The sequence below is a fragment of the Gilliamella sp. B14448G11 genome (genome assembly GCF_016101765.1).
GTDB lineage: Bacteria > Pseudomonadota > Gammaproteobacteria > Enterobacterales > Orbaceae > Gilliamella > Gilliamella apicola_N.
Genome location: NZ_JACFPX010000002.1, coordinates 229,080 through 252,501, shown reverse-complemented (window position 1 = coordinate 252,501; position 23,422 = coordinate 229,080). Strand labels below are relative to the sequence as shown.

At 35.4% G+C, this 23,422-nt stretch carries 22 protein-coding genes; 13 read left to right on the top strand and 9 right to left on the bottom strand.

The genetic code is table 11. The annotated features are described in order from the left end of the window. Nucleotide 1 precedes the first annotated feature (1 nt). The 9 genes from mrdB (at nucleotide 2) to ispC (ending at nucleotide 9,151) form a co-directional block, all read left to right on the top strand. Nucleotides 2-1,108, top strand: coding sequence for a peptidoglycan glycosyltransferase MrdB (gene mrdB / locus H3S88_RS02395; RefSeq protein ID WP_198227435.1), 1,107 nt, complete (start codon nucleotides 2-4; stop codon nucleotides 1,106-1,108). A 13-nt stretch (nucleotides 1,109-1,121) separates the two neighbouring features. Then, a complete protein-coding gene (locus tag H3S88_RS02390) occupies nucleotides 1,122-2,303 on the top strand; it encodes a serine hydrolase (RefSeq protein WP_198227433.1) in 1,182 nt (393 codons plus the stop codon). A gap of 813 nt (nucleotides 2,304-3,116) precedes the next feature. Continuing rightward, nucleotides 3,117-3,854, top strand: a complete 738-nt coding sequence (gene rpsB, locus H3S88_RS02385) for a 30S ribosomal protein S2 (protein WP_065738129.1) — start codon at nucleotides 3,117-3,119, stop codon at nucleotides 3,852-3,854. Nucleotides 3,855-3,939: 85 nt separating this feature from the next. Next, nucleotides 3,940-4,800: a translation elongation factor Ts gene (gene tsf, locus H3S88_RS02380; protein ID WP_086326128.1), complete on the top strand. Its 861-nt coding sequence runs from the start codon at nucleotides 3,940-3,942 to the stop codon at nucleotides 4,798-4,800. A gap of 122 nt (nucleotides 4,801-4,922) precedes the next feature. Next, a complete protein-coding gene (gene pyrH / locus H3S88_RS02375; RefSeq protein ID WP_086326127.1) occupies nucleotides 4,923-5,657 on the top strand; it encodes a UMP kinase in 735 nt (244 codons plus the stop codon). Between the two features lie 30 nt (nucleotides 5,658-5,687). Then, entirely contained in the window at nucleotides 5,688-6,245 is a 558-nt protein-coding gene (frr, locus tag H3S88_RS02370) for a ribosome recycling factor (RefSeq protein ID WP_086308174.1), read from the top strand. A gap of 244 nt (nucleotides 6,246-6,489) precedes the next feature. Beyond that, on the top strand, nucleotides 6,490-7,155 hold the full coding sequence (gene deoC, locus H3S88_RS02365; RefSeq protein WP_065738126.1) for a deoxyribose-phosphate aldolase: 666 nt from the start codon (nucleotides 6,490-6,492) through the stop codon (nucleotides 7,153-7,155). 53 nt (nucleotides 7,156-7,208) lie between these two features. Further along, on the top strand, nucleotides 7,209-7,970 hold the full coding sequence (gene deoR, locus H3S88_RS02360) for a DNA-binding transcriptional repressor DeoR (RefSeq protein WP_198227431.1): 762 nt from the start codon (nucleotides 7,209-7,211) through the stop codon (nucleotides 7,968-7,970). A gap of 2 nt (nucleotides 7,971-7,972) precedes the next feature. Next, nucleotides 7,973-9,151 (top strand): 1-deoxy-D-xylulose-5-phosphate reductoisomerase, encoded by a 1,179-nt coding sequence (gene ispC, locus H3S88_RS02355; RefSeq protein ID WP_198227429.1) that lies wholly within the window; start codon nucleotides 7,973-7,975, stop codon nucleotides 9,149-9,151. A gap of 22 nt (nucleotides 9,152-9,173) precedes the next feature. On the opposite strand, the gene H3S88_RS02350 is transcribed toward ispC, so the two are convergent. Together H3S88_RS02350 and H3S88_RS02345 are read right to left on the bottom strand one after the other, a co-directional pair. Then, nucleotides 9,174-9,734 carry a sugar O-acetyltransferase gene (locus tag H3S88_RS02350; RefSeq protein ID WP_198227427.1) on the bottom strand — a complete coding sequence of 187 codons (561 nt, stop codon included), beginning with the start codon at nucleotides 9,732-9,734 and terminating at the stop codon, nucleotides 9,174-9,176. Nucleotides 9,735-9,738: 4 nt separating this feature from the next. Continuing rightward, the gene (locus H3S88_RS02345; protein WP_198227425.1) at nucleotides 9,739-10,698 is read right to left on the bottom strand and encodes an aminoimidazole riboside kinase; all 960 of its coding nucleotides are present in this window, start codon (nucleotides 10,696-10,698) and stop codon (nucleotides 9,739-9,741) included. A 320-nt stretch (nucleotides 10,699-11,018) separates the two neighbouring features. Between H3S88_RS02345 and H3S88_RS02340 the strand changes: the two genes are divergently transcribed. Then, nucleotides 11,019-12,488, top strand: a complete 1,470-nt coding sequence (locus tag H3S88_RS02340) for a glycoside hydrolase family 32 protein (protein ID WP_198227423.1) — start codon at nucleotides 11,019-11,021, stop codon at nucleotides 12,486-12,488. Between the two features lie 48 nt (nucleotides 12,489-12,536). On the opposite strand, the gene H3S88_RS02335 is transcribed toward H3S88_RS02340, so the two are convergent. Then, nucleotides 12,537-13,541, bottom strand: a complete 1,005-nt coding sequence (locus H3S88_RS02335; protein ID WP_198227421.1) for a LacI family DNA-binding transcriptional regulator — start codon at nucleotides 13,539-13,541, stop codon at nucleotides 12,537-12,539. Nucleotides 13,542-13,741: 200 nt separating this feature from the next. On the opposite strand from H3S88_RS02335, the gene H3S88_RS02330 reads away from it, so the two are divergent. After that, nucleotides 13,742-14,977: an oligosaccharide MFS transporter gene (locus H3S88_RS02330; protein WP_198227419.1), complete on the top strand. Its 1,236-nt coding sequence runs from the start codon at nucleotides 13,742-13,744 to the stop codon at nucleotides 14,975-14,977. Nucleotides 14,978-15,148: 171 nt separating this feature from the next. Further along, the gene (gene cysE, locus H3S88_RS02325) at nucleotides 15,149-15,928 is read left to right on the top strand and encodes a serine O-acetyltransferase (protein ID WP_198227479.1); all 780 of its coding nucleotides are present in this window, start codon (nucleotides 15,149-15,151) and stop codon (nucleotides 15,926-15,928) included. Nucleotides 15,929-15,986: 58 nt separating this feature from the next. On the opposite strand, the gene H3S88_RS02320 is transcribed toward cysE, so the two are convergent. The 6 genes from H3S88_RS02320 to H3S88_RS02295 form a co-directional block, all read right to left on the bottom strand. Beyond that, nucleotides 15,987-16,823, bottom strand: coding sequence for a mechanosensitive ion channel domain-containing protein (locus H3S88_RS02320; RefSeq protein ID WP_198227417.1), 837 nt, complete (start codon nucleotides 16,821-16,823; stop codon nucleotides 15,987-15,989). 60 nt (nucleotides 16,824-16,883) lie between these two features. Then, nucleotides 16,884-17,471, bottom strand: coding sequence for a nucleoid occlusion factor SlmA (slmA, locus tag H3S88_RS02315; RefSeq protein WP_307785753.1), 588 nt, complete (start codon nucleotides 17,469-17,471; stop codon nucleotides 16,884-16,886). A gap of 2 nt (nucleotides 17,472-17,473) precedes the next feature. Further along, on the bottom strand, nucleotides 17,474-17,932 hold the full coding sequence (gene dut, locus H3S88_RS02310) for a dUTP diphosphatase (protein ID WP_025316822.1): 459 nt from the start codon (nucleotides 17,930-17,932) through the stop codon (nucleotides 17,474-17,476). Then, nucleotides 17,916-19,142, bottom strand: coding sequence for a bifunctional phosphopantothenoylcysteine decarboxylase/phosphopantothenate--cysteine ligase CoaBC (gene coaBC, locus H3S88_RS02305; protein WP_198227413.1), 1,227 nt, complete (start codon nucleotides 19,140-19,142; stop codon nucleotides 17,916-17,918). Before coaBC ends, dut begins: the two co-directional genes overlap by 17 nt. Before the next feature lie 53 nt (nucleotides 19,143-19,195). Further along, entirely contained in the window at nucleotides 19,196-20,857 is a 1,662-nt protein-coding gene (recN, locus tag H3S88_RS02300; protein WP_198227411.1) for a DNA repair protein RecN, read from the bottom strand. A 271-nt stretch (nucleotides 20,858-21,128) separates the two neighbouring features. Further along, the gene (locus tag H3S88_RS02295) at nucleotides 21,129-22,481 is read right to left on the bottom strand and encodes an Nramp family divalent metal transporter (protein ID WP_198227409.1); all 1,353 of its coding nucleotides are present in this window, start codon (nucleotides 22,479-22,481) and stop codon (nucleotides 21,129-21,131) included. Nucleotides 22,482-22,851: 370 nt separating this feature from the next. Between H3S88_RS02295 and H3S88_RS02290 the strand changes: the two genes are divergently transcribed. Continuing rightward, nucleotides 22,852-23,403, top strand: coding sequence for a DUF1440 domain-containing protein (locus H3S88_RS02290; protein ID WP_198227407.1), 552 nt, complete (start codon nucleotides 22,852-22,854; stop codon nucleotides 23,401-23,403). The last annotated feature ends 19 nt before the right edge of the window (nucleotides 23,404-23,422 follow it).

Below are 23,422 nucleotides of genomic sequence, written 5' to 3'. Positions count from 1 at the left end.
TATGAGTAATATCAAAAAATCTTTTTGGCAAAAGATACATATTGATCCGCTATTTTTTCTATTTATTACCTTATTACTTGGTTACAGCCTCTATATTCTTTGGAGTGCAACTGGCCAAGATATCAATATGATTGAAAAACGCGTCATCCAAATCGTATTAGGTTTTATTGTGATGATTGTCTTTGCACAGTTTTCACCTAGAACATATGAAACATGGGCGCCAACACTGTATGTAATTTGTATTATCATATTACTCTTAGTGGATATTTTTGGGTATACCAGTAAAGGGGCACAGCGTTGGTTAGATTTGGGGATTTTACGCTTTCAACCTTCAGAAATAGCTAAAATAGCCGTGCCATTAATGGTGGCAAAATTCATTCATCGTGATGGTTGCCCACCACCACTAAAAACAACTTTACAGACATTGGCTATCATTGGTGTACCTACCTTACTTGTAGCGATGCAACCTGACTTAGGTACGGCTATTTTAATTGTCATGTCTGGTATTTTTATTATTTTTTTAGCTGGAATCGATTGGCGTTTTATTCTGGTTGCTGTTGTTTTAATTGCTGCTTTTTTACCGATTATGTGGTTTTTCTTAATGCATGACTATCAGCGACTTCGGGTTTTAATGTTATTTAATCCTGAACTCGATCCTAGTGGCGCTGGTTATCATATCATCCAATCGAAAATAGCGATTGGTTCGGGAGGGATCTGGGGTAAAGGTTGGCTTAGTGGCACTCAATCACAATTAGAATTTTTACCTGAAAGACATACCGATTTTATTTTTTCGGTTATTGCAGAAGAATTTGGTTTTGTTGGCACAATCGTTCTACTTATTCTATTTTTATGTTTAATTATTCGTGGATTGATTATTGCTTCACAAGCTCAAACAACCTTTGGCAGAATCTTATCGGGTGGGCTAATTTTAGTCTTTTTTGTGTATGTGTTTATTAATATTGGTATGGTCAGTGGCATCTTACCAGTAGTTGGTGTACCATTACCGCTAATAAGTTATGGTGGCTCTTCTTTAGTCGTTTTAATGGCAAGTTTTGGCATTATGATGTCTATTCATACACATCGATACATGTTATCTAAAAACATTTAACGGAATTCAAATAATGAAAAAGAAATTTAAATTATCTTTCGCGTTTTTAGCACTCGCGATTTGTTCAACTGCGTCAGCTGAAATGGCTTTTCCTATTCCTGCTATTCCACAACTAAATGCAGAGGCATATATTTTAATTGATGCCAAATCGGGTGAAATTTTAGCACAATATAATGCGGAACAACAACGCGATCCTGCCAGTTTAACTAAAATGATGACCAGTTACGTTATTGGTCAAGCATTACAATCAGGTCGTATAAAAAATGATGATATGGTTGTTGTAAGCAAAGATGCTTGGGCAACGGGCAATCCTGTACTAAAAGGGTCATCACTCATGTTTTTAGAAGTGGGGAAAACCGTTTCAGTCGATAATCTAAATAAAGGCATTATCATTCAATCTGGTAATGATGCTTGTATTGCCATGGCTGAACATGTTGCTGGTAGTCAAGGTGCTTTTGTTAATTTAATGAATGAATATGCTAAAAAAATTGGATTAGAGCATACCCATTTTGAAACCGTACATGGGCTTGATGCGCCTGGACAATATACAACGGCCAAAGATATGGCATTTTTAGGGCAAGCATTAATTCGTGATCTACCCAATGAATACGCCATCTATAAAGAAAAAGAATTTACTTATAATCTCTCTAAACCGCAATTAAATCGTAACGGTTTACTTTGGGATACGACATTAAATGTTGATGGAATTAAAACAGGGCATACTAATGCGGCCGGTTATAATTTAGTGGCTTCTGCTGTAGATGGAAATACCCGTTTAATTTCAGCGGTATTAGGGGGGCGTACTTTTAAAGGTCGTGAAGAAGAGAGTAAAAAATTATTAGTTTGGGGATTCCGTTTTTTCGAAACGGCCAATCCTGTTAAAGCAGATAGTTCATTAGTGAATCAAACCATTTGGTATGGTGATCAAAATAAAATTTCATTAGGATCAATTGATGGTGCTTACGTTTCTGTACCAAAAGGACGTGCTGCTGATGTACAAGTACAATATACCATTGATAATTATATTTATGCGCCAATCACTAAAGGTACCCGTGTTGGTAAAATGCAATTTATATTAGATGACAAGGTAATTAATGAACAACCACTAGTTGCTTTACAAGATGTACAAGAAAGCGGCTTTTTTGGCACAATCTGTGATTGGATCGCTCTTCAATTCAATAAACTATTTAGTTAATTCTGATTGTTATTTAAAAAAGGGCTTATTAAAGCCCTTTTTTATGATGCTAATTTGTATTTTTATAAATTTTTAATCATCTATTTTCATATATACTTGCTTTTTCTTACTTACTTTAATTCAACCTATCTAGCGAAATTCAAGTAGATTTCTGTTACATAAATTACCTGCCATTATCTTCTCACTAGGTAATAGATAAGTTTAACTGGGATAGATAGCCATAACCGAGCTGTTTAGTTATCTTTGAGCTTATAATGAGAGAACGATAAATATCTTGTTAATATTCGAATGATTATTTTTCTAAAACTCATTTATTAGGTTAGCAATCAGATATCTTTTTATAGGTAACTTATTGATATTTTTAGATGTTATTTTAAATTTAGTTGATAGCAGATAAACACTTTACTTTCTTTAATATTGACTTAAAACATAAATAAAAGTTGAAACGGTATAGACTCCTGAATAATTTTTACAAAACTTTCTAAATTCTTTTTTGTACAATTAATTTTCAAACCTTTCAAAAGGTAAATTAATGACAAGAATAGAAAGTGGATAGCCAGAATGTAATCTAATCAACATTAGCTTTAAATAAAGCTAGTAATATTTACCTAAATGTGGTATAAAACGCGCGCTACTTTTTGCATTATCTTTTTGAAAAGTTAGTGCGAATAAGTGGCATTAAATTTAATTATTAATTAACGTTATAACACACACATATCATTACTCTTTGCCGGGGTGCCTTTTGCTAAGTACAAATAGGTCGGATAAAGCGGATATGTGGAGGCATAACCCCAACGTCAAAATGAGGAAATCATGACTACAGTATCAATGCGCGATATGTTACAAGCGGGTGTACACTTTGGACACCAAACTCGTTATTGGAACCCAAAAATGAAACCATTTATTTTTGGTGCTCGTAACAAAGTTCACATCATCAATCTTGAAAAAACAGTTCCTTTATTCAACGAAGCATTAGCTGAATTAAACAAGATTGCCGCTCGTAAAGGTAAAATTTTATTTGTTGGTACAAAGCGTGCAGCTAGCGAAGCGATCAAACAAGCGGCTGAAAGCTGTGGGCAATACTATGTAAATCACCGTTGGTTAGGTGGTATGTTGACTAACTGGAAAACAGTACGTCAATCAATTAAACGTCTAAAAGATTTAGAAACACAAGCTAGTGATGGTACATTTGACAAATTAACCAAAAAAGAAGCATTAATGCGTGCTCGTGAAATGGCTAAATTAGAAAATAGCTTGGGTGGAATTAAAAATATGGGTGGCTTACCCGATGTGATTTTTGTTATTGGTGCAGACCACGAACATATCGCTATCAAAGAAGCTAACAATTTAGGTATTCCAGTCATTGCTGTTGTTGATACTAACTCAGATCCTGATGGTGTTGATTACATCGTTCCTGGTAATGATGATGCGATTCGTGCAATTCAATTATATGCAAATGCAGTAGCTGAAGCAGTACGTTCTGGTCGTGAGCAAAACCAATCTCCAGTATCTGAAGAAAGCTTCGTTGAAGAAGCTCCAGCAGCTGAGTAATAAACTCAAATATTTTCAGGGTCGATAATAAATATCGACCCATTCTAATGACAATCATCACAATGGTTAACTAGAGGATTTAAAAATGGCTGAAATTACCGCTTCTATGGTAAAAGAACTGCGCGAAAGAACTGGCGCAGGTATGATGGAATGTAAAAAAGCATTAGTTGAAGCGAATGGCGATATCGATCTTGCTATCGACAATATGCGTAAATCTGGTCAAGCAAAAGCGGCTAAAAAAGCAGGTCGTGTTGCGGCTGAAGGTGTAATTATTTCTAAAATTGCTGCTGATAAAAAATCAGGTGTAATCTTAGAAATCAACTGTGAAACTGACTTTGTTGCTAAAGACGCTGGTTTCTTAGAATTTAGTGAAAAAGTTGCTACAGCAGCATTAAATGATGGCTTAACTGATCTTGCTGCATTACAAGCAAAATTTGAAGAAGAACGTACAGCTTTAGTTGCTAAAATCGGTGAAAACATCGGTATTCGTCGTGTTCAAGAAATTGCTGGTGACGTTGTTGGTAGTTATCAACATGGTGCCCGTATTGGTGTTTTAGTTGCTGCAAGCAGTGGCTGTGATGAAGAATTAGTTAAACATATTGCTATGCACATTGCGGCAAGCAAACCAGAATATGTTAGCCCAAGCGATGTTCCAGCTGATGTGGTTGAACATGAACGTAATATCCAAATTGATATCGCTATGCAATCTGGTAAACCACGTGAAATCGCTGAAAAAATGGTTGAAGGCCGTATGCGTAAATTCACTGGTGAAGTTTCACTTACTGGTCAACCATTCGTTATGGATCCAAGCAAAACAGTTGGTGATTTATTAGCAGAGAAAAAAGCGACAGTTGCTAAATTTATCCGCTTTGAAGTGGGTGAAGGCATCGAGAAAGTCGAAGTTGATTTTGCAGCCGAAGTTGCTGCGATGTCGAAACAATCTTAATTGTTTCATAAAAACCGCCGTTAAGGCGGTTTTGTTTATCTACAAAATATTTTAAAATTACTGTTAACAAGTATAGCTTGTCAGGTAATTAAGTATCGAAATAACGAATAGTGAGACTTCATATGGCAACCCCTTTCTACAAACGAATTTTACTTAAACTCAGTGGTGAAGCACTACAAGGCGACGAAGGTTTTGGTATCGATCCAACCGTTCTTGATCGTATGGCACGAGAAATTAAAGAACTGATTGAAATGAATGTTCAAGTTGCGGTCGTTATCGGAGGGGGAAATCTATTCCGAGGTGCGGGTCTTGCTAAAGCGGGAATGAACCGTGTTGTTGGCGATCATATGGGGATGTTGGCAACGGTAATGAATGGTCTTGCTATGCGTGATGCATTGCACAGAATTGAAGTTAATGCGCGTTTAATGTCAGCCATTCCTTTAAATGGTGTATGTGATGATTATCGTTGGACTGAAGCGATTAGCTTGCTTCGTCATGGTAAAGTGGTTATTCTTTCTGCAGGTACTGGTAATCCATTTTTTACAACTGATTCTGCTGCATGTTTACGTGGTATTGAAATTGAAGCTGACGTAGTTTTAAAAGCGACTAAAGTTGACGGTGTTTACTCAGCCGATCCTGTTAAAGATCCAACGGCGACATTGTATAAAACATTAAATTATGAAAAAGTGTTAGATGACGAATTAAAAGTAATGGACTTAGCAGCCTTTACCCTAGCGCGCGATCATAATTTACCTATTTGTGTATTTAATATGAACAAGCCAGGTGCATTACGTCGAGTCATTTTAGGTGAACAAGAAGGGACATTAATTAATAATCAGGCAACAGTTAGCTGTTAGTCTTTTTTATTTCAATATAAGGTTTTTATTATGTTAAATGAGATTTTAAAAGAAGCGCAAACGCGCATGGAAAAAAGTATTGATGCGTTTCAAACTCATATTTCTAAAGTTAGAACAGGCCGTGCATCGCCAAGTTTATTAGATGGCATTATGGTTGAATATTATGGTAGCCCAACACCACTTCGTCAGTTAGCTAATGTGGTTGCTGAAGATGCCAGAACGTTAGCAATTACTGTTTTTGATAAATCATTAACACCTCTAATTGAGAAAGCAATTTTAACTTCAGACTTAGGACTTAATCCAGCATCAGCAGGTACGGTAATTCGTGTACCATTGCCTCCATTGACTGAAGAACGCCGTCGTGATTTAACTAAAATTGTGCGTAATGAAGCTGAACAAGGTCGTGTATCAATTCGTAATATTCGTCGTGATGCCAATGATCAAATTAAAGCATTGTTAAAAGACAAAGAAATTTCTGAAGATGATGAACGCAAATCACAAGATTTAATTCAAAAAGCAACCGATGCGGCAATTAAGAAATTAGATTCAGTACTTGCTGATAAAGAAAAAGAGCTAATGGAATTTTAATCTCAAATTATAATTTTATTGCTAAGACGCTCAGTTTTTAACTGGGCGTTTTTTTTGGTATTTTTCAACTAAATTGATCATCTTTAACCATTATCTTGATTTTAAATTATCATAATTTAAGTATATAATGTTACTAAAATAACAATATTTGCCCATGTTTGTTATTTTTATAACATTGTTATTCATTTACATACAACAATATTTATATTAGACATCATTATTAACATAATTTAAGGATCCCATTATGAGTTATGCAAAGTATATTGATCATACTTTACTGGCGATGAATGCGACAGAAGATCAAATTCGTAAACTTTGTGATGAAGCGAAAGAATATCATTTTTATTCTGTTTGCGTTAATTCAGGCTATGTACCTTTAGCTGCAAGCTTATTAAAAGGCAGTGATGTAAAAGTGTGTTCAGTGGTTGGTTTTCCACTTGGCGCAATGTTAACTTCAGCTAAAGCGTTTGAAACTGAAATGGCGGTTAAAGCGGGTGCACAAGAAATTGATATGGTTATCAATGTTGGTTGGTTAAAAAGCAACGATTGGCAAGCCGTTAAAAATGATATTGAAGCTGTGTTTAACGCATGTGGTGATGTACCATTGAAAGTGATTTTAGAAACCTGCTTATTAAGCAAAGACGAAATTGTAAAAGTTTGCAATATCTGTAAAGAGATCGGTGTTGCTTTCGTTAAAACCTCAACAGGTTTTAGTGTGTCGGGTGCAACGGTTGAAGATGTTAAATTGATGCGTGAAACCGTCGGTGATAAAATGGGCGTTAAAGCTTCTGGCGGTATTCGCGATCGTGCAACCGCTGAAAAAATGGTTGAAGCTGGCGCAACACGATTAGGTGCAAGCGCAGGCATCGCTATCGTATCAGGTAACGGAACATCGTCAGGTAACTATTAATTTACCTTTAAGCTACCTTTATTAGGTAGCTTATTGCTGTTTATGGAATAGCAATGCAATCACAACCACAAAAAAGAGTAAATGCACTTATTGAACTCTTAAAAACGATGGATAAAATTCACTTAAAAGATGCTGCGCAATTACTCGCTGTATCTGAAATGACAATTCGTCGTGATCTTAATCATTTATCAACCTCATTGACGGTTCTTGGTGGTTATATTGTTAATCAAGCTCGCCATTCTATCGCCACATATTTTGTATCCGATCAGCAAGATAAACAGGTGAAAGAAAAGCTTCATATTGCAAAACTGGTGAGCCAATTAGTAAGCGAAAATGATACAATCTTTTTCGATTGTGGCACGACTATGCCATTTATCATTGATGCAATTGATGATCAAATATCGTTTACCGCCATTTGTTATTCTTTCAATGCTTTTTTAGCATTACAACATAAGCCTAACTGCAAAATTATTTTATGTGGGGGCAATTATCATATTAATAATGCCATATTTACCAGTATCAATCAGCATAACCAATTAGATACTATCTGCCCTAATAAAGCCTTTATTTCAGCTGCTGGCATTGATTTTACACAAGGTGTTACTTGTTATAATTTTGATGAACTTAGCATGAAGCACAAAGCAATACAAAAATCTTCTACGAATATTTTGATCGCCGACCATACTAAATTTAATCAAGTTAAACCCGCTTTAATTGGCGATCTTAGTTTATTTAATTTAGTTATCACTGATAGAGCGCCAAAATCGCAATATATCTCTTATTTTAAAGAAAATAACATTGGGTTAATGTATTAATTATGAAAAATATCACAATTTTAGGTTCAACGGGATCAATTGGTTGCAGTACTTTAGCTGTTATTCGACAAAATCCGACTTTATATAAGGCTTATGCGTTAGTCGGCGGTAAAAATGTTGTCAAAATGACACAGCAATGCCAAGAATTTAAACCAAAATATGTGGCTATGGCTGATCAACATGCTGCAAATGAACTTAAAGCTAATCTAATTAACTTAAATTTAGATATTGATGTTTTTTCTGGCGATGAAGCGATTTGTGATTTAGCTCAATTACCTGAAGTTGATCAGGTTATGGCTGCAATTGTTGGTGCTGCGGGGCTAAAACCGACGCTTGCTGCTATAAAAAAAGGTAAGTGTATTTTACTAGCCAATAAAGAATCATTAGTCACTTGCGGTCATTTATTTATGCAGGCTGTTAAACGTTATGGTGCTCAGTTATTACCTGTTGATAGTGAACATAATGCCATTTTTCAAAGTTTACCTGCATCAGTTCAACAAGATCTAGGTTTTGCCAATTTAACCGATCATGGTATTACTAAAATTGTATTAACCGGTTCGGGTGGTCCATTTCGAGATTTTCCTATTGATAAGTTGGCATCTGTCACTCCAGAACAAGCGGTTGCACATCCGAACTGGTCAATGGGTAAAAAGATTTCGGTTGATTCTGCAACCATGATGAATAAAGGACTTGAATACATTGAAGCACGCTGGTTATTTAATGCAAATCCTGAAGAAATGGAGATTATTGTTCATCCTCAATCGATTATTCATTCAATGGTTCGTTATCAAGATGGTAGTGTGATTGCTGAATTAGGTGTACCTGATATGTGTACGCCGATTGCTTATTCAATGTCTTATCCTAAACGTATTAATTCGACTGTTCCAGCGTTAGATTTTACTAAAATAGCATCACTTACTTTTAATCAGCCTGATTTTGATCGTTATCCATGCTTAAAATTAGCGATTGATGCTTCTAATCAAGGTCAAGCAGCAACAACAGCATTGAATGCCGCTAATGAAATTGCCGTAGCTGCATTTTTAGAAAATAAAATCGGTTTTATGGACATTGCTAAGCAGGTATCAAAGGTTTTAGAAAAGCTTACTTTTCCAGAGCCAACAACGATTGAAGACGTATTTGCTATTGATCTATGGGCAAGAGAAATCTGCTCAAAATTATAGTAACACGTCAAAAAGTTTAGTGTTAATACTCTTTTAATGTTTTATGTACACGGCAAGGGCTGCCCATTGCAACCACATTACTGGGTATGTCACGATCAACAATGCTCCCTGCTGCAATAACACTGTTATCACCGATTGTTACATTAGGTAATACAATTACATTGCCACCAATCCAAACATTATTGCCAACCGTAATTGGCTTAGCAAATTCTAAGCCACTGTTTCGAGTTTGGCTGTCAATTGGATGTCCTGAGGTATAAAAACCACAATTGGGCGCTACCAGCACATTATCACCAAATGAAATTTTGGCTGCATCTAACATAATGCAGTTAAAATTAGCGAAAAAATTTTCGCCAATTTCGATATTATAGCCATAATCACATTGAAACCCTGGCATGATGGTAAATTGCTGCCCTGTTTTTCCTAGTAGTTTTTCAAAAAGACGTTGCCGTTGGTTTTCGACCAATGGCGATAATTGATTTAGTTGAAAACAGATATCTTGTGCATAAAGGCGTTCCTTAGCGAGTAAATTGATACAAGGATCGTACAACAAACCTGCTAACATTTTTTCCTTTTCTGTCATTTTGTTATGCCATTTGTTTAGCACATAAAGCAGGGTTATCGCTTATAAATGATTGCAAAAATGCGCTATCAGGTAGTGCTGTTAATGCCCCTTTTTTGGTAGTGGCTAACGCACCACAGGCACTGGCAATGGTCATCATACTTTCTAACATTAATTTATCTTCTGGCATTCCTGATGAAGCGATACTACTAAGTAAACCCGCAACAAAAGCATCTCCCGCACCTGTTGTATCAACGCTATTAACATGATATGAATCAAAAGAGAATATTTTGCCTTGCCATAACACAATGCTCCCATCTTTGCCTTTAGTGACCAGTTTTAGTGGTGCATTATAGTGTTGTTGTAATTTATTTAAGGCAATATGCCAATCATCGCTTTCAGTTAGCCAAAAAAGTTCCTCGTCTGATAATTTGAGGATATCGGCATCATGGCAAAATTGAGTGATAGTTGTGCGCATTTCATCTTTATTTTCCCACATTTGTTCACGAAGATTAATATCAAAACTGATTAAACCATTTTTAGCAGTGAGATTTTCAATAGCTGTTTTTAATGTTTTTCGACAGGTATGACCAACTAACGCTAAAGAGCAAAAATGTAATATATCTTGATTGAAACTAGGAATTGCTTGTTCTGATAGAAATTGGTCAGCAGAGGGAGAAACTAAAAAGGTAAAACTTCGCTCACCATTATGCCCTAAATCTACGACCACTGTACTGGTTCTATGATGATCATCTTTTTCAAGACTCTGACAATCAACATTATATTCACGGAACGTCTTTTCCATAAAGTGACCAAATGGATCGTTACCCACACGACCAATAAAAGCGGAAGGTAGCCCCAATTTTGACACACCAATGGCAACGTTAGCTGGTGCGCCGCCAGCGCAAGCTTGATAATTCATATCACCAAATGGCAACAAATCGATAACAGCATCTCCAAGAGACCAAACTTTAGTATTATTCATTTTTTTACTCGATTATAGTTAGTTGCTACGGTAATTTAGCTTAGTATAAATATAGGTTTTTGCCAAATTCCGTGAAATTAGCCATCTTTTATCTTGTTAACAAAATAGTTGATGTGCAGTTTATTATGATAATTAATAAAAATCTTCTTTAAAATTAGCTATAGACTAAATCATTTGCTGAAAAATTCATTGTTAACGTTAAAAATGTGTGACTTTCATCACAAATTTTATCTATTTTTTCATTAACAGTTAACGTTAACAATTTATTTGGAGTAGTATTATTAATCATGATATGTAATACTGGATAAGAGAGGGGTTTTATGTCTACAGCCGTTGATAAAGCTAATTTAGCTGTGAAAAAACTAGAGAAAGTGATGAACAAACAATATTATCCACATTTTCATTTAGCGCCACAATCTGGCTGGATGAATGATCCCAATGGTTTGATCTATTTTAAAGGTCAATATCACGCTTTTTACCAACATCATCCTTATGATGAAAATTGGGGACCCATGCATTGGGGTCATGCTGTTAGCGATGATCTTGTGACATGGCGAAGGTTACCTATTGCTATCGCACCGGGTGATGATTGGGATAAAAATGGCTGTTTTTCTGGTTCGGCTGTCGACAATAATGGCGAGTTATACTTGATCTATACTGGTCATATTTGGTTAGCAGGACAGGGTAATGATGAAAAAATTTCTCAATCTCAATGTTTAGCAACCAGTAAAGATGGTATTCATTTTAAAAAACATGGAACCATACTTGTGCCAGAAAGCGGTATTATGCATTTTCGAGATCCTAAGGTTTGGCTACAGGATGATACATGGTGGATGGTTGTTGGACAACGTGATACAAATGATGTTGGACAAATTTTACTTTATCATTCAAAAGATCTTGAAAGTTGGACATTCGACCATGTTGTTGTAAGTGATATCGATCCTAATGTTTATATGCTTGAATGTCCTGACTTTTTCAAGCTTGGTGATAAATGGATTTTAATGTTTTCACCACAAGGTATGAAAGCTAAAGGCTATCAGTATCGAAATCGTTTTCAATCTGGTTATATTGTTGGTGATTGGCAACCAGGTAAAAAGTTTTCAATAATCAAACCATTTCAAGAAATGGATTTTGGTCATGATTTTTATGCACCACAATCGTTTCTAGCTGCTGATGGGCGACGCATTGTGTTTGCTTGGATGGATATGTGGGAATCGAGTATGCCAAGTAAACAAGATAAATGGATGGGTTCATTTACGCTTCCTCGTGAATTAATATTGGATAACAACAATAATGTACGTAATCGCCCAATTAAAGAGCTGGTAGCGCTACGTCAACAACCACAATCATTAAGTGAAATAATCCTTAATAATGAACTGAAAAATACCCATATTCAATCGATTAGTTGTGAACTCAATGTTGAGTTTGATTTATCACAAAGTACCGCAGAACGATTTGGTTTGCAGCTATCGGCAACCAAAAATGGTGAACAAGCAACATTGTTATATGTGGATTTACAATCAAAACGTATTGTTCTTGATCGTAGTCTTTCTGGACTTGAGTTAAAAGGCTATCGTAGTGTGCCATTACCAAAAACGAAAAAACTATCATTACATGTTTTTATTGATGCATCATCGGTTGAAGTTTTTGTTAATGATGATTTGTATAGTCTTTCTAGCCGTATTTATCCTAAATTACCAGCAGAACGTCAAATAAATTTATTTTCGGAAAATGGTAGTGCCAAAATTACTCAACTTGACAGTTGGCAACTAAAATCTATTTATGCTTAATGTGTATTTAAATTGACCGCTTGATAGCGGTCAATTCATTTATGTTTATTACAAAGAATTCCTTTCTAAGTAAGGCGAAGCCACATAGCTGATTTCTGTTTCTGTTTGACCATTGATGATATGTAGCGCTGCTTGCTCGCCTATTTCATAATGCGGTAATTGAACCGTCGTCAACGGTGGGAAAAATAGTTCGCCAGTGCCGACCATGTTGTCGTAACCTAATATGGCCACATCTTTGGGTATATGATACCCTTGACCAAGTAAGTATTGGTAGGCAACAAAAGCAATGCGATCATTACCACAAATCAATACATCAAAATCCGGTGTGTTATTACAATGTTGTTTCAATATATCAATTGTCATCATATATTCTTGGGCGATATTATTTTCCAATATCGGCATATGATAACTGGTCATTTTTTTCAAATTTCTACCTGCATCAAGCCAAGCTTGTTCTGCACCCTTACGACGGGTTTTACCAGCTAATGTTTTTTCTGATAAATAGATGCATAACGGTTTTTTATAGCCTTTTTGTATCACTTGTTGCATCGCTTGGTATTGACCAGTGTAGTCATCGGGAATATAGCAAGCCAGTTTTTCACTATCAGTAACACAATTTGCCAAAACAATATTTTTGCCAAGCAGCTTTTCTGGAAGATCAACTTTCCTAAGTCCCATCGTAGTGTAAATAATACCGTTAGGACGATAGGATAAAAGAGTATTAATTGCATGATCAGGATCTTTATCATCAAATAAATTAACAATAAAAGTATTCCAACCATGATTTTGGGCAGTTTTTTCTATAGCTTGTAATAATTCTACGGAAAATGGTGTCATTGCTGTTTCTAAAGCTAAAACACCAATAGCATAAGGGCCTGAGTTATCACCACGAATTTTTCTGGCTGAGAGATCTGGGACATAATTAAGTTGCTCAATGGCTTGTTTTACGCGTTGATATGTCTGTTTATTTAATTTTTCAGGATTATTAATTGCACGAGAAACTGTCATCAGTGATACTGATGCCAATTTTGCAACATCCTTAAGTGAAGCCATAGTTAGATCCTTTTGCTCAATATACTAAAAATTATTATCAATCATTGCTTAAATGTGATGATACCACAAAAATTAATGATAAAAAGTGTGAGCTAAGTAACAATTATGATAATCGATTGTATCTATTTCGTGCCAAATATGACAATAATGTTAACATTAACATGTTAACGTTAAACTTCAACAATAAAAGAGTAATAAACATGAATATGATGCAAAATAGAAATTATTGGTTCTCGTCAGGTTATCTTATTACCTTCTATGCCGCTTGGTCACTCTGGTGGTCTTTTTATGCTATTTGGTTAAAAAGTAAAATAGGTTTATCCGGTGAACAACTTGGTATTGTTTATGCAGCTAACTCTGCTGCTGCTATGTTTTTTATGATTTTTTATGGCATTATTCAAGATAAATTACAGATAGGTAAAGCGGTAATTACCTTTCAAAGTATCGTTATGATACTTATTGGGCCGTTTTTAATTTATGTGTATGAACCGTTACTACGAAATGATTTTTTGTTAGGTGTCTGTATTGGTGCACCAGTGTTAAGTGCGGGTTTTATTTCTGGATGCGCTTTGATTGACTCTTTTATTGAGCGAATTAGTCGATTGTTTGGTTTTGAATTTGGTCCTGCAAGATTTTGGGGATCGTTTGGTTATGCTGCTGCAACTTTTGTAGCGGGTATTTTATTTGGTATCGATCCCCATATTAACTTTTGGATGGCATCTGGCATTGCGGCTATCTATTTTATAATCAATTTAGTTTATAAACCTAACCAAGAGTTTTCCGCAAACAGTGAAACACAAGCAGTCATACAAAAGCCAACCATTCCAACTCTGAGTGAAATTCTTTCTCTATTTGGTATGAAAAAGTTTTGGTTATTTGTCTTTTTTATCATTGGTACCAATAGCTTTTATACTATTTATGATCAGCAACTGTTTCCAAATTTTTATACCAGTTTCTTTGATAAACCAGAGGAAGGCTATCAAGTCTATGGTTATTTAAATTCGCTCCAGGTATTTTTAGAAGCAGCTTGTATGATTTTAGCACCTTTCTTTATTAATAAAATAGGGGCAAAAAAATCATTATTAGTGGCGGCTATGGTGATGATTTGCCGAATTTCATTATCAGCAACCTTAGACAATGTTTATCTGATTTCGTTAGTTAAACTCTTTCATGCAATTGAAACACCACTATTTATCTTAGCTGTGTTCAAATACGTGGTAGGTAATTTTGATGAAAGATTATCATCTACTTTGTATTTAGTCGGCTTTAATATTTCATCAAATGTTGGTGTGATTGTTTTATCATGGTTAGTGGGTAAATTATTTGATAAAACAGGCTATTCAACTACATTTTATGTATTGGCAAGCATTGTGCTATTTATTTTGATAATCGCGATATTTACCTTGAGTGATGATAAAAAAACCAAACAACCATAATATTAAAACGTATGCAATGCGGTGTTATTTAGTATCAAAATGGGAACAGTTGCTTTCCATTTTGATTATTAAATTAGGATAAATGAATACAAAACTTGCTTCCTACATGAGTTTGCGAAACAATGTTAGCAATACTGTTTAATATAGGGACTTGTTGTGAACAATACAAAAATAGTTGTTAAGCCTGAATTATTATGGCAAACCATCCGACAAGAAGCATCCAAATTGGTTGAAAGTGAACCGATGCTTGCTAGTTATTTCCATGCTACTTTACTCAATCATGAAAACCTAGGCAGTGCTTTAAGTTATATTTTAGCGAATAAACTTTCGACGCAGGTTATGCCCGCTATTGAAATTCGTGAAATTGCTCGGCAAGCCTATCAAGCGGATGAGAATATTATTAAGTCGGCGATAAGTGATATTATAGCCGTTTATATTCGTGATCCCGCGACCAATCATTATTCAACCCCACTTCTGTATTATAAAGGTTTTTTATCATTACAAGCTTATCGAATCGCACATTGGCTTTGGCGGCAAAATCGCAAGTCTTTGGCGATTTTTTTACAAAGTCAGATTGCAATAGTGTTTGGCGTTGATATTCACCCTGCGGCTAAGATTGGCTGTGGGGTAATGTTTGATCATGCAACGGGTATTGTCATTGGTGAAACTGTTGTTATTGAAAATGATGTCTCTATTTTACAATCAGTGACGTTAGGCGGTACGGGCAAAGAAAATGGTGATCGCCATCCAAAAATTCGTGAAGGGGTGATGATTGGTGCCCATTCGACTATTTTAGGTAATATTGAAATTGGAAAAGGGGCTAAAATTGGCGCAGGTTCAGTTGTTTTGGAATCTGTACCGAAACATACCACAGTTGCGGGCGTTCCTGCTAAAATTGTTGGTTGCCCTGACTGCGATAAACCTGCATTAAATATGGATCAAGATATTTAGTTTTATAAGGGGATTTGTATTCCGTTGCTGATTAACAACGGAATACATTAATTGAAAATTATGACTGGGTGTTTAGATTTACATCCATTGTAGGATATGGAATATTAATACCATTTTCGGTTAATCCATTTTTAATATTTTCAAGCAATTCAGCCTTAACTGGCCCATAATTGGTATTTGTTGTCCAAACTAACACATTGAAATTCATTGATGAAGCATCTAATTGATCCAAGCGAATAGTTGGCTCTTTCTTTGTTAAAATGTTGCTGGTTTTATCAACAGCTTGTTTTAACACCTGATAAACTTTTCGAATGTCAGAATCATACCCAACATTTACAACTAAATCTAAACGTCTTTCTGGTAATCTTGTATAGTTAATAATATTGGCACCCACTACCTGACTATTGGGTATTACTACTAATTCGTTGGTTGGCGTAACGATGGATGTTGAAAAAATTTGAATCGAATCAATAACCCCTTTTTGGTTATTAATAATCACGGTTTCACCCACTTTGAACGGACGAAAAATAATTAAAATAACCCCAGCAGCAAAATTAGACAGTGAACCTTGTAGTGCTAAACCAACGGCTAAACCAGCTGCACCAATAATGGCAACAATTGATGCGGTTTGTACACCAAGTTGCCCCAACACCGCCACCAGAGTCATTACAATAATGGCATAATAGGATAGGGAACTTACAAATTTAACTACTGTTGGATCAACATGACGATTGGTTAATATTTTTCTAAGTTGACGAGCGACAAATCTAGCAATGGCTCGTCCAATGATAAAAATAAGAATGGCAAAGCAAAAATGAGCAATATAACTGAGTACTACACCATCATATTTTTCAATAATAGAAATGGCATTATTGATTAGATCTTCAAAATTCATTTAATTATCCTTATCAATCGGTAATAGACATTACGGGAAAATATCTAGTTACAAAACAAATTAAACGAGCTGTTTAGATAATAATGTCCAGCGAGTATCAAAATTAGTTGTAGGTAGATATTTAAAACCCGAACGAGAATAACGCACCATCATACCTTCACAAAATGCAAGTAATTGGCTAGATAAAATGCGTTCATCTGTAGTAAAAGCAACACCTTCACGAATCTTCCTTTCTCGTATAACTTGTTTTATTTGTGTTTCGATTCGCTCAAAGAGTTGACTAATGCGTTCTTGCAACTGTTCTTGCTCAAACATCAATGCGTGGCCTGTCATAATTCTAGTTAATCCTGGATTTTTTTCAGAAAAACCTAGAATTAATGCAAGGATAAGTTTTAATCGAGTCAAGGTATTTGGCTCATCTTGCATGATGATATTAATGCGGGACAGTAAGATATCTTCAATATAGACAATTAAACTTTCAAACATTTTTGTTTTACTCGGAAAATGCCTATACAGCGCCGCTTCAGAAACGCCTACTGTGGCTGCTAATTTGGCGGTAGTAATTCGCTGAGTCCCTTCATTAGATTCAAGCATTGTTGCTAATGCTTGTAAGATATCTTCTTTGCGATTTTTATTTTTGTTATTCACAATCATTTTTTACCCGAATGCCCAAATCCACCTTCACCACGAGCTGATTCCGTAAATTCATCAACAATATTAAATTCTGCTTGCACAACAGGTACGATAATTAGTTGAGCAATACGATCACCTGCTTCAATAACAAAAGGTGTTTGGCTGCGGTTCCAAACAGGAACAAACAATTGGCCTTGATAATCCGAATCGATTAAACCAACTAGATTACCAAGCACAATACCATTTTTTGATCCTAAGCCAGAACGAGGCAGTACCAAAGCAGCCAAGTTCGGATCGGCAATATGCATTGATAAACCGGTTGGGGTTAAAATGGTTTCACCTGGTTTAATTTCAGTCGTTTTATCAAACATGGCACGTAAATCAATACCAGCGGATCCTTCAGTTGCATACGTTGGTAGTGGAAATTCATTACCTAAACGTTTGTCTAATACTTTAATATCAATTTTTCTTTTCATCATGACTCGCTTTATATCGTGTTATCACAGCTTCAAGTAGCTGTGATGCTAGTTGTTGTTTACTGCTTAATGGTAATGTTTGCTCTCCATTTTGCCAATAAAGAGTTAATGCATTTTGTTCAGAATTAAACCCGATTGTTTGGTCTGAAACATCATTAGCACAGATCAAATCTAAGTTTTTTGTCGTTAATTTTTTCAGTGCATAATCTTTGATATTATTGGTTTCAGCGGCAAATCCAACGACAAAAGGTCGATGATTCTTTAATGCCGCTACACTTGCAACAATATCAGGATTTTTAACTAACTTTATAACTAATTCATCATTATCATCAGTTTTTTTGATTTTTTGAGGGGCAATTGTTTTAGCATGATAGTCAGCAACCGCGGCACAAGCGATAAAAATTGTTGATTCTTGGGCATGACTTAATGCTGCTTCATACATCTGTTTAGCACTTTTTACATCAATACGATTGACATTATTTGGTGTATCTAGATGAACAGGACCACTAATTAAGGTCACTTTTGCACCCATTTGAGCTGCAGCTTTGGCAATAGCAAAGCCCATTTTACCTGAGCTATAGTTGCTAATATAACGTACAGGATCGATTTCTTCAATGGTTGGACCCGCAGTAACCGTTATTGAGATCCCAGTAAGTGTTGATGTTGTGGAAAAATAATTCTCAATTTTTTCCACAATCGTTTGTGGTTCAAGCATACGGCCCGGGCCAACATCACCACAAGCCTGAAAGCCACTATCAGGCCCTAAAATTAAGGTATTTCTAGATTTTAGTACTGATAAATTATGCTGTGTCGCAGCCGCTTTATACATTTGCTGATTCATGGCTGGCGCGATGACTATTGGGGCGGGGGTTGCTAAACAGAGCGTTGATAATAAATCATCTGCAATGCCGTTAGCCATTTTAGCAATAATATTTGCTGTTGCGGGAGCAATTAATACTAAATCAGCCCATTTTGCCAATTCAATATGACTCATAGACAGTTCTGCCGATGGATCAAATAGATCATTGGATACCCGATTCCCAGAAACCGCTTGCAGTGTCATTGGCGTAACAAAGTGACTTGCCGAATCAGTCAGTACGACATGTACTTGTGCCCCTGCTTTTTTTAAATGACGGACAAGATCAGGACATTTATAAGCAGCAATGCCACCTGTTATTCCTAATAAAATATGTTTACCAGATAGACTCATGATCTTGCTATTCTCCCATCCAAAATTAAAGGCGTTATATTACCATAATTAAATTAGATAATAAGTAACTCTTTCGCATTGGCAAGTGTTGCATCGGTAATTTTATCTCCACCTAATAACCGAGCAAGCTCATTTAAACGTCCATTTTTATCTAATTTTTGCATATCTGTGGTGGTTTGTTTACCACTCGTTTGTTTACTGACAAAGTAATGCTGATTAGCTTGTCCAGCAACTTGCGGTAAATGTGTTACGGTAATAACTTGTGTCGATTCTCCAAGTTGCCTTAATAGCTGTCCAACTTTAGCTGCCGTCGGTCCACTGATACCCACATCAATTTCATCAAAAATTAACGCTGGAGTATCCATTTTTTGCGCTGTTAGTACTTGAATTGCTAAGGCAATACGTGATAATTCACCACCGGATGCAACTTTAGCGAGCGGTTGTAAAATTTGTCCTGCATTAGTGCTAACTAAAAAGGTGACTTGATCCGCTCCACTTTCATTTAATCGATTTTCGTCAAAAGTGATATCGATACTCAATTGCCCATTTGGCATAGAAAGTTCATGCATAATTGTTGTTACTTTCTTAGCTAATGTTTTACTTACCGTTACCCGTTTTTGGTGTAATTTAGTGGCAAATTCTAGGGCAATTTGATGATATTTGCTAATGTCAGCTTTTAACTGTTCGCCTTGTTCATCTTGTTGATTAATCTGTTTAAATTCATTAAGTAAATTATGATGTAATTCAGGTAAAGCCTCTGGTGCAATATGATGTTTACGTGCTAATGCAATTTGTTTCGATAAGCGTTGTTCAAGTTGCATGACGCGCGCCGGATCAATCTCTAAACTTTCACTGTAGTGACGAAGTTCATAACTGGCTTCTTTTATTTGAATGGCTGCTTCTTCCAGCATGTTAAGAATATTATTTAAGGTTGGATCGAGCTCGGATAACTGTTGTACACTGTTTTTGACACTGCTAAGTAAATTGCTAACATTGTATTCATCAGCTTCATCTAATACCATGATTGACTGTTGACTAAGGTTAATTAACTGTTCACTGTTTGATAGTCGTTTATATTCTTCATCAATCTGTTGGTACTCACCTTCAATCGGCGAAAATTCATTTAATTCTTTTAATTGATATTGTAAAAGTTGCAGATGTGCTTCACGGTCTTGTCGTGTGGTTTCATATTGCTGATAAGCTTGGCAGGCCGTTTTCCAATCCTTATGAGCTTGGTGCATTTGTGCAAGTAGCGTTGGTTCATTCATATAATGATTCAAGAGCAGTTGCTGATAGTCACTGCGTAAAAGCCGTTGAGGTTCATGTTGTCCATGAATTTGAATGAGCATTTGCCCTACATCTTTAAGTTGGGATATGGGCACGGCTCGACCATTAATAAACGCTTTAGAACGACCATCTTGATTAATCACGCGGCGTAAGATGCATTCATTACCCTCATCAAGTTGATTTTCTATTAACCACTCATATGCCGCGGGGGTGTCATCCAGTATAAAACTTGCTGATATGTCTACCCGATTTGCCCCATTGCGAATCGCTGAGGCATCAGAACGATTTCCTAAACATAGTCCTAGAGCATCAATCGCAATGGATTTTCCTGCTCCTGTTTCTCCGGTAATTGCGGTCATCCCTGTTGTAAAATCAACTAACAACTGATCGACAATGGCAAAATTATTAATAGTAAGTTGAGTTATCATAATAATTAAATAAATACATGCAGCTGATTAAAATTGAAACGAGTATATCAACAAAAACACTGTAAATAAATACAGTTTTTTAAATAAAATAATGATTTTGTTTTGTTCTACCAGATGGAATGGTTGTGTTACCTAGATTTTATCTTGTTTTCAACGTTTATTTATCTCATTTAATAAATAAGCAAGTAGATAACAATGTATGATAATCAAGGAGAAAAAAATTAAACAAGCCATTGATCAGAAAAATCTCAATGGCTGGTAAGGTAGTTAACTAATACAATGAACTAATCACTTCATAGATTAATTGTAGATTTAAAATAATAAGCGAAATCGTCGCTATCCAACCTAAAATAATGGTTAACTTGCAATTCACAAACTCTTTCATGATTTTTTTATTTGAGGTGACTAAAATTAAAGGAATCATTGAAATTGGTAAAGCAATGCTTAAAAAGACTTGAGTATAGATTAATAAATTTTCAACAATATTTTCTTTATCACCCCAGATATAAATACATAAAATCACAGGTGTAACCGCTAATCCTCGACTGATTATTCGTCTAGCCCAGAGCGGAATCGATAAATGAATAAATCCTTCCATGACTATTTGCCCAGTCAATGTGCCTGTAATTGTTGCGTTTTGACCCGATGCGAGTAAAGCAACGGCAAATAAAGTTGCCATAATTGAACTTGCCACAGGACCAACCATATGTGGATCTTTCAGTGCATCATAAAGTTGGGTAAATCGACCAAGGTTGTCGGGATCATTACCATAAAAAAGCGCAGCCCCAAGAATTAATAATAAACAGTTTATGATAAATGAAAACGACAATTGTATATTGGAATCAATCGTTGCATATTTAATTGCATCTTTTAAGCTTGTTCTGTTTTGTCTATCATATTTTCTAGTTTGAACGATAGACGAATGAAGATACAAGTTATGCGGCATAACGGTTGCACCCACAATACCAAGAGCAATCACTAATGCGGAATCATGTCCTTTGATTGAGGCAGTAAAAATATCAGTTCTAGGTATAAACCCATTTAAAATATCACTAAGTTCAGGAGAGGCTCTTAAAACTTCATAAGCGAAGATAATAAATATTGTCGCAATTAAACAAAAGACAATGGCTTCTATTTTTCTAAAACCAAACTTCATCAAAATTAAAAGGATAACAACGTCAAAAACGGTTAATAACACACCAATTAATAATGGAATATCAAATAATAGATTTAAAGCTACTGCACTACCAATGACTTCAGCAATTTCTGTGGCAATAATGGCTAATTCAGTCGATATCCATAAACAAAAAGCTATTTTTTTACCGACCATTGATTTTGTGGCTTGGGCAAGATCCATACCCGTTACTACGCCTATTTTCACACACATTGCCTGAAGAAGCATTGCAATTAAGCTAGAAATGAGTATTACTGATAGTAATAAATAGCTATAAAGCGCACCACCTTGAATGGACGTGATCCAGTTTCCTGGATCCATATAACCAACAGCAACTAAAGCACCCGGACCAGAAAAAGCCCACAGTTTTCGAAGAAAACTCGCATTAGAATCGGGAATATGAACCGTATTATTGATTTCTTCTAAACTTACTGTGGATATTTTTAACATAATTAAACCTCTAAATTAATATAGTGGTATTATATTTGATAATAAGAATCATTATCAATTAAAAATAGTTATTTTAACTTTTTTTATAAAATTATAATTGCGGTAATGTGTATTCTTTAGACTTAAAAGCGTATATTATTTATTCTAATTGAGTTTATATATTGGTATGGCTATACCAGTTATGATTGATTAAATAGATATTGTTTGATTTCTCAAAAATGACAACAAAAAGCAATCATCTGTTTTAAATAAAAAAATTTCTAAAATGTATCCTGCAAGTCTTAAGTAAAACTTATTTTAACTAATTTATTGTGCATTCTCATTTAAATATCCATTAAATATCTATTAAAAATAGTAAGGAATCACTCAAATGTTTGGAAATAAAATAAATCGTAAAATTATCATTTGGACTACACTCATTGGTGGTTTTATTAGTTCATTAGTTAAGTGGGGATCGGAAGTGAATATGCCGCCTCGTGTTCCCGGTGAAATTTCGCCACCAGCAGCACATATTGATGCTTGGCTTGGTTGGTTAGGTATTAATTCCCATTCCCTTGATTATATTTATCAAGGAGCAAATGTTTTAGGTGCTGTGACACTTTATCACTGGCTATTTAGTTTTGCTTTTGCATTTGTTTATGCATTTATTGCCTATTTTTGGAATAAAATTCGACTTTGGTATGGCGCCTTTTATGGGTTGATTATTACAGTTGTTATGCATGGCTTTTTTATTCCATTGTTAGGCTTCCGTCATCCCGCTTATGATCCAGAAGGTACCGTTGGCTGGTTATGGAATTTAAATGGCTATGAATTATGGAGTGAAATTTTGGGTCATATTTATTGGGGCGTCTCCATTGAAATCTGTATGATTGCTGTACTTGCCCATTTTTCAAGACCAATTTATGGTCAGTGGCGTAAATAATTGACTTATTTTGCAATCC

Bases quoted from the DNA above. Each gene is read 5' to 3' on its own strand.
- mrdB (WP_198227435.1), top strand. From the start codon at position 2: ATGAGTAATATCAAAAAATCTTTTTGGCAAAAGATACATATTGATCCG.
- H3S88_RS02390 (WP_198227433.1), top strand. From the start codon at position 1,122: ATGAAAAAGAAATTTAAATTATCTTTCGCGTTTTTAGCACTCGCGATT.
- rpsB (WP_065738129.1), top strand. From the start codon at position 3,117: ATGACTACAGTATCAATGCGCGATATGTTACAAGCGGGTGTACACTTT.
- tsf (WP_086326128.1), top strand. From the start codon at position 3,940: ATGGCTGAAATTACCGCTTCTATGGTAAAAGAACTGCGCGAAAGAACT.
- pyrH (WP_086326127.1), top strand. From the start codon at position 4,923: ATGGCAACCCCTTTCTACAAACGAATTTTACTTAAACTCAGTGGTGAA.
- frr (WP_086308174.1), top strand. From the start codon at position 5,688: ATGTTAAATGAGATTTTAAAAGAAGCGCAAACGCGCATGGAAAAAAGT.
- deoC (WP_065738126.1), top strand. From the start codon at position 6,490: ATGAGTTATGCAAAGTATATTGATCATACTTTACTGGCGATGAATGCG.
- deoR (WP_198227431.1), top strand. From the start codon at position 7,209: ATGCAATCACAACCACAAAAAAGAGTAAATGCACTTATTGAACTCTTA.
- ispC (WP_198227429.1), top strand. From the start codon at position 7,973: ATGAAAAATATCACAATTTTAGGTTCAACGGGATCAATTGGTTGCAGT.
- H3S88_RS02350 (WP_198227427.1), bottom strand. From the start codon at position 9,734: ATGACAGAAAAGGAAAAAATGTTAGCAGGTTTGTTGTACGATCCTTGT.
- H3S88_RS02345 (WP_198227425.1), bottom strand. From the start codon at position 10,698: ATGAATAATACTAAAGTTTGGTCTCTTGGAGATGCTGTTATCGATTTG.
- H3S88_RS02340 (WP_198227423.1), top strand. From the start codon at position 11,019: ATGTCTACAGCCGTTGATAAAGCTAATTTAGCTGTGAAAAAACTAGAG.
- H3S88_RS02335 (WP_198227421.1), bottom strand. From the start codon at position 13,541: ATGGCTTCACTTAAGGATGTTGCAAAATTGGCATCAGTATCACTGATG.
- H3S88_RS02330 (WP_198227419.1), top strand. From the start codon at position 13,742: ATGAATATGATGCAAAATAGAAATTATTGGTTCTCGTCAGGTTATCTT.
- H3S88_RS02320 (WP_198227417.1), bottom strand. From the start codon at position 16,823: ATGAATTTTGAAGATCTAATCAATAATGCCATTTCTATTATTGAAAAA.
- dut (WP_025316822.1), bottom strand. From the start codon at position 17,932: ATGAAAAGAAAAATTGATATTAAAGTATTAGACAAACGTTTAGGTAAT.
- coaBC (WP_198227413.1), bottom strand. From the start codon at position 19,142: ATGAGTCTATCTGGTAAACATATTTTATTAGGAATAACAGGTGGCATT.
- recN (WP_198227411.1), bottom strand. From the start codon at position 20,857: ATGATAACTCAACTTACTATTAATAATTTTGCCATTGTCGATCAGTTG.
- H3S88_RS02295 (WP_198227409.1), bottom strand. From the start codon at position 22,481: ATGTTAAAAATATCCACAGTAAGTTTAGAAGAAATCAATAATACGGTT.
- H3S88_RS02290 (WP_198227407.1), top strand. From the start codon at position 22,852: ATGTTTGGAAATAAAATAAATCGTAAAATTATCATTTGGACTACACTC.